The organism is Campylobacter concisus, assembly GCF_902460895.1.
GTDB classification, from domain to species: domain Bacteria; phylum Campylobacterota; class Campylobacteria; order Campylobacterales; family Campylobacteraceae; genus Campylobacter_A; species Campylobacter_A concisus_BC.
This window is the reverse complement of sequence record NZ_CABPVL010000011.1, coordinates 1-6645: the sequence shown is the minus strand read 5'-3', so window position 1 is coordinate 6645 and position 6645 is coordinate 1. Positions and strand designations below refer to the sequence as shown.

Below are 6645 nucleotides of genomic sequence, written 5' to 3'. Positions count from 1 at the left end.
GCATTCTAATATATGCGGCACGAGTTGGAAAGAATTTTTTATTATAGATATAGTCTAAATATTTTAATTCATCTTCTTCTAAATAAATTACAACCTGTCTTTTCTTTGGTTTATATTGGCTATTATCTTTTTCTTTGTTGTCTGTCATCTATTAATTCCTTGTTTTTTTTCCCTCTCCTTGGCACTAAGTTTTAGAAAATCAGTGAAATCAAATCCTTTCTTTAGCTCTTTTTCTAATCCGTTTTGTTTAAGTATCTTTTCCCATTCTATTATTTCTACAACTTTACAAGAGTTATTTAACTGCTCTTTTAAAGCCTTTGCACCATTTTTCCCTGCCTCATCATAATCATATGCTACAACAATGTAACTATCTTTTAACATATCAATTTGAATTTGTTTTAAATGAGTGGCAGCACTCCCAAAGCTTATAGCCTTATATCCACGTGACAACATATTTAAGCAGTCTTTTTCACCTTCAGCTATGAATATAGGACTATCATCTCTTATATATTCTTTTAATGCTTGGATATTAAAGGCGCAGCGTGGTCTATTTTTGCTAAAAGTGTATTTGATATTTAAATTTGGATTATATTTCCAAAGCGTTACGATCTTGCCAGTCTCATTTCTTAATGGCATTACCAACCTATCTTCTTCTTTGGAGTAACCTATTTGAAATTTTTGAGCTATTTCTTTACGTTGATTATTGTCGCAAACTGGAAGCAGTTTATGTAAAAGTTCTTGATAGCGTGTAAAATTCTCACGCCTTTCATTTTCGTATTTTTTTACTATGTCGTCATCAAGATAATCTATTGTGGGTTCTTCTTTAATTGGTCTAGCATTTATAGCTTTTTTATGAATAGCAATATTTGTCTTTTGCCCATGATTTAGATCATGATCTATTTTTAAGTTGTCTAGAATGCCCGCTACTTCTAAAAATGCACTTCTTTCGTCGCAATTCTTTATTTCCTTATAAAATGCTATTATATCACCCCTAAAACCACTGCCAAAGTCTTTAATATAGCCATTCTTTGGATCAATAGAAGCAGAAGCGGTATGCTCATCTTCTCGCATCCTGAATTTATAGTGGCTATCCACGTCAAAACCAAGATATTCTAAAAAAGCCCTTGTATCATCTTTGTGTAAGTTCATTTAATTACTCTTCTTGCTTGTTTTAAAGTTCTTAAATTTGCAAAAACTTTACGAGAATATGGATTATTTTCAACTTTTCCGTTATAGCAGTTTAGTGCTTTATAATCCCAACCATGTTTATTAATGCAATTTCTTAGTATCATTGCTCCCATTTGAATGTTTGTTTCTGGCTTATATAGGTCATCAATGCTTAAATTTTTAGCTTTTAACGTTGTTTCATGAATTGAATTAATCTGCATCAACCCATAATCTATTGAGCCATTGTTGTTAATATTCTTTGCATTATTGGTAAAGTTACTCTCTGTTTTTGCTATAGCCCAAAGAAGTATCGGAGGGATATTAAACTCTTTGCCAAATTTATAAAAGAGCTTATTGTATCTACTTTCATTAGCATTGGGTATAGCTGAAACATTTGTCGCTATTATAGATAATGATAATATAATAATAAATAGTTTTTTATAGTATTTTATTATTTTAAATTGTTTTAAAAATTTCATCTATTAGCGCCTAAACTCTTTTGATTTGAGTGTTCCATAACTTTTTCTTTTGGAAGTTTTATTGCACCACTTTTGACCTTTTCTGTGTATGCCTTGCCTAATCTATTTATTACCTCTTTGTTATTTTGTGCTGATACAATATTATTTATATGTTTACCTATACCAGATATGCCAGCAACACGATTTAAATTTTGAGTAAAAGCTGTAATACTTTCATCTCCTATGCTTTCAGCCAATGCTGCAGTTGCTTCTATGCCACCTTTTAAACATTTTTCAAAATTATCAATTGTTGCAGGATTTTTAAAATTTAATCCTTTGCCCCTCTCTTTGCTTTGTTCTTCATTTTGATCTAAAATTAGATCGTTTGTTTCAGTGGATTTTATAAAAATTTTATTAGCTATTTTGCTGACACTACCTATACCACAATCATTGCAACCTATCTTTACCAAATGATCTAAGTCTTTTTGAAAGTGTCCTTCGCCAAGTCTTGCATTGATATGAATAGTTTTTCCATTAATATCAGTAAAGTTAAAGCCTATTTTTTCATGTATAGCTTTAAAATCCTTATTGTTTTCATCCATTAATGCTTTATCCATCATTTTTAGAGTTTGGAATAGGGCGATATTTTCATCTCCTCTAAACTCTTTGTTGGCAGCTAGCAACTTACTAAATTTATCTATTTGATAATTTCCATCTTTGTTTGTATCAATATCAATGCGTGAAGTTATATTTTTAGATAATGTTTTACTAAGAGCTAGTTCGGCTTCGTTGTATACTGATTCATGCTCTATTTTGTTGTAAAGTTCTCCATTGAGTTCTAGAAATTTACTAGCAACATTATCTATTATCTTATCATGAGGTGTATTCTTGTCAAAAATTTGATCATACTTTTCGAAAAAGCTCTCAAGTTGGTAGTTGCTTTGTGCTTTATTGTTCCTATCAATAATACTTGCGATTATGCCACCTTTTATATCCTTAAATTTTTCTTTATTTTCTTTTAAGTATTTTGGATCGAATTCATCCATGTTGTAATCAACATTTGAATACATTTCATTTAAAAATTCTGAAATTTGTTGGTTTTTATCCCCCATTTTTTCAATCTTCGACCTAACCTCATTATTGTAGAGTTCGTTTAGATTTTGATCTAGGTCACTGGCATATTGTTCTTGTAAATTGTTATCTAAATTACTTAATATTGAATTTTTGCTTTCATTGATATATTTTAAATTTTTGTAAGTTGGCATGTTATTCCTTTATTAAGACTCTATGGATGCTGACCTTTGGTGAGTGATACTCTTCTTCGTGATCATTCCAGTGTATACAAGCAAATTTTGTTTTATAGTTCGAGATGTGGTATTTTTTGTCGATAATATTTACAAGCTCTTCTAGTTTTTCGTATTCATCAGCATAGATGTATTGTGAATTTTTATCAAATGCATCAAAATAAATAACATTAGCTTTTATGTTTTCGCAGCCGCATTCATTTATTAATCGTTCTAAAGACAAACTAGCTTCTTCTCTAGTTTGTTCGTTCCTGCAAAGATCATATTTGGAATTTTTTTCTTCAATATTTTTTAGAATATTATTTTGTAATTTATAATAACTATTCCAAAAGCTGTGGCTGTTATCATGAATGCTATTTGGCTTATTGATTAAGAAATCACAATAACATTTGAAATCCTCTGGATCTTTAAAAGTTAATAAAATATCATTAAACCTTACCGTATTGATAATCTTTTTTAGGTCTTTTGCTTGCACTCTACTATCCTTATTTTTTCTCAAAAACCATCTCTTCAAGTTCGCCATTATCGTTTGTCTTAAATTTAGCATTGCACCAATTGCCATTTTTTAACTTGCCGTTACATGCAAAATAATTAAAACCTTTCGCACTGGTTCTAGGTAGTAGCTTACCACTCTTACATTTTGGACACATAGGTGCATCACTTGGTATTTCTTGTTTTGGTTTAGTTTCAAGTTGTGGTTTGCCATCGTTATCGTAATAAAATGCCTTACAACCTTCACGCCATTGACTGCAACCCCACCAAAATACGCCTTTTTTATTTTGGCTTTCATGTCTTATAAGGTATCCCTTATTGCAAATAGGGCAAATTTGAGCATTATCTGGTTTTGTTTCAAAATTTCCCATATCGCTATCTTTTACCTTTGCTATCTCTTCCTTTATTTGTTGATTGATTTCTGTTAAAAAGTCATCCAAGCTTAAGTCGCGGCTTTCGATCATTTTTTGTTTTTCAAACCATAAAGCAGTCATATCAACGCAGGTTAAAATTTCAGGTGCAACTGAAATTAGGTCTTTACCTTTTTGTGTTGCATGTATTATTTGCTTTTTGTCATTGCTAACACTGATAAATTCATTATCTATCAAGCTTTTTATATGATTTGATCTAGTAGCTGGGGTTCCGATACCTCCATTTTCTCCTTTTTTGCCTTGATCTTTTTCAAGGAGTAATTTCTTAATGTTCGGATCTTTAGCATATTTGGCTACGCCAGTTAAGTCGGTGAGAAGTGTTGCCATGGTGTAAAATGGCTTTGGTTTAGTTTTTTTTGGCTCAAGTTTAATCTTTAAACACTCAGCCATAGAGCCTTCTATTAAATTATCCAACTTTGAAGTGTTTTCTATTTCATCATCATTACCATCTTTTTCATCTTTTTGCGGTTTAAGATAGAAAGTAAAACCTAGATCAGTTGTGGTATTTTGCGAGGCTGTAAATTTATATTCGTTAAGTTCCAAAACTATATTTGTTGCCTCATATTCTCTTGCTTTAAAAAATTGCAATGCAAATCTTTTTGCTATAAGTGTAAAAATATTTAATTCATCCTTGCTTAGTTCATTTAAACACGCTTTTGCTCCAGTTGGGACAATGCCATGGTGAGCCGAAATATTTGCTGAGTTAAATGCTGCACCTTTTATAGTAAGATCAGCATTGTCTAAAATCCCTTTTAGCTCAATATCGTCTGTATTTTTAAAAATTTCTTTTAAACTTTGTATAATAGCTGGCGATTCATCATACATTGTATCAGGTAGGTATTCGCAATCACTTCTGTTATAAGTTATTAAGTGAAATTTCTCTCTTAAGTTTTGAGTAATAGCAAGAACTTTATCAGGTTTTAAGCCAAAATCTTTTGCGCATTGAGCTTGAAGTTTTAATAAATTGTAAGGAAGTGGTGGTAGCTCTTTCTTTTTTTCGGTTTTCTTGATTGTAATTCTTGCGGATTTGTTTTCGCACTCTTTTAATATGTTTTGAGCTAAATCCTTATCTGTAATTTTATCATCAGTTTTTAGATTTGCACGAAAATCTATGCCATCAAAGCTTTTAAATTCACCACTAATTGCAAAGTATTCCAGACTTTTAAAATTTTCATTTTCTTTATCTCTATTTACCACTAAGGAGAGAATAGGGGTTTGGACACGTCCTAAATTTAAAACACCATTTTGATACCCTTTATTTCTAGCCACAACGGTAAATGCTCTAGTTAAATTTAGTCCGACTATCCAATCAGCCAAGCTTCTTGCAAAACCACGTTGAGAAAGCCCATAAAAGTCATCATTTGACTTTATATTATTTAACTCTTTCTTGATACCAGCTTCACTAAGGTCATTTATTAACATTCTTTTTACTGGTAACTTATTATTTGCATAAGCTAAAATTTCATCAACTAAAATTTGTCCCTCATCGTCCGCATCACCACAATGAATAACTTCTGTTGTATCTTTTTCTTTTAATAAGTTTAAAATTATTTTAAGTTGATCTTTGCTCTTGTCAATAGGCTTATATTTAAATTTCTCTATTTCAAAGGGTAGATCTTCTAAATTCCATTTTTTATATTTTTCTGCATAATCGTCAGGCTTAAAAAGCTCCAAAATGTGTCCAAAAGCCCAAGTTATGGTATCGTTACCTTTTCTAATGAAGCCATTACCTTTACTTTCATTGCCAATAAGCCCTTTAGCTATTGCACGTGCAAGTTCAGGTTTTTCTGCTATAAATAATCTACCCATTTTTTATCCTTCATTAATTTTTTAAATTGTTTTAAATTGTTTTTTATATTTTTATACATTTTAAAATTATTTTTTATTATAATTTTTGAAGGGCTAAAAGTAGCAGTTTTAGCCCTAAATACAGCAAAAAAGTTGAAGTGAGACTATCTATCAAAACCTTGACTTTTTTGCTCTTGCTTTAATTCGCCATTTAAAATTTCAGCACCTTTGCTTACTGATTTTGTGACTGCTTTCATGGTTTCTGGCAATACGACTATGCCTTGTTGCTTAACAAAGTCATAATTCATTGTTACGGCTGATCTGTCTGGAATTTTATTAACGATTTCCATAAGTTTTGGATTTTTAGCCAATGTCTCATTTTTTTCAGCGACCAGACCCAAGTTAAAGCCTTTGGAAATATTGCTTAAAAATTCTTTCTCGAGGGCACTATCATTTGTAACGTCAAAAGAGTAACCTTTTACGCCATTTCTATTTTTTGTAGCAAAAATTCTCTCTTGCTGTTGAACTATTTCGCCAGCTTCGTTTTTAATCTCTGGGCGAATTGTGATTGCCATTTTATGAAGACTATAAGCTTGACCAGTCTTATCGTTGATGCCATTGTGTATCCAAGTAGATGCTGTATAGAAAGTGTGCTTTTCGTTTTGTAAGCCACACTCTATTTTTACTGGGTGATTGCGACAATCAACACCATTGAGAAAATTTCTAGCATTTTCTATAGCATAAAATGCTTTTACTGCACCAAGTTCTATTTCTTTTCCATCTTTTTCGTATGGACGCTCCATGCCAAAGCCAATTAATGTTTTGTTTTGTTCTGGTAATTCAGTTTTGCTTATGAAAATTGTTGCAAGGTTCTTTTCGTTGCCGTTTTCTGTTCTGTCAAAATCTGCCATTGTTTTATCCTTTTAATTTAAAATTTTTATAACGCTATTTGATTAAGAAAATAGCGTAACCGATAATTCCACCAAGTGCCAAGCACATCATAAA

Annotated in this window: 6 protein-coding genes; all 6 read right to left on the bottom strand. The window is 31.2% G+C overall.

From position 1 onward, the window contains the following. Positions 1-144: 144 nt before the first annotated feature. The 6 genes from F3G98_RS09965 to F3G98_RS09940 all read right to left on the bottom strand — a co-directional run bounded on the left by F3G98_RS09965 (position 145) and on the right by F3G98_RS09940 (position 6551). Positions 145-1149, bottom strand: a complete 1005-nt coding sequence (locus F3G98_RS09965) for a toprim domain-containing protein (RefSeq protein ID WP_103589001.1) — start codon at positions 1147-1149, stop codon at positions 145-147. Beyond that, on the bottom strand, positions 1146-1646 hold the full coding sequence (locus F3G98_RS09960) for a lytic transglycosylase domain-containing protein (protein WP_103589002.1): 501 nt from the start codon (positions 1644-1646) through the stop codon (positions 1146-1148). The genes F3G98_RS09965 and F3G98_RS09960 overlap by 4 nt, the downstream gene beginning before the upstream one ends. Next, the gene (locus F3G98_RS09955; protein WP_103610257.1) at positions 1643-2890 is read right to left on the bottom strand and encodes a hypothetical protein; all 1248 of its coding nucleotides are present in this window, start codon (positions 2888-2890) and stop codon (positions 1643-1645) included. Before F3G98_RS09955 ends, F3G98_RS09960 begins: the two co-directional genes overlap by 4 nt. Before the next feature lies 1 nt (position 2891). Continuing rightward, a complete protein-coding gene (locus tag F3G98_RS09950) occupies positions 2892-3404 on the bottom strand; it encodes a hypothetical protein (RefSeq protein WP_103589004.1) in 513 nt (170 codons plus the stop codon). Between the two features lie 10 nt (positions 3405-3414). Further along, positions 3415-5661 carry a DNA topoisomerase III gene (topB, locus tag F3G98_RS09945; protein ID WP_107969416.1) on the bottom strand — a complete coding sequence of 749 codons (2247 nt, stop codon included), beginning with the start codon at positions 5659-5661 and terminating at the stop codon, positions 3415-3417. A gap of 143 nt (positions 5662-5804) precedes the next feature. Further along, positions 5805-6551, bottom strand: a complete 747-nt coding sequence (locus tag F3G98_RS09940; protein ID WP_103568028.1) for a hypothetical protein — start codon at positions 6549-6551, stop codon at positions 5805-5807. Between the last annotated feature and the right edge of the window lie 94 nt (positions 6552-6645).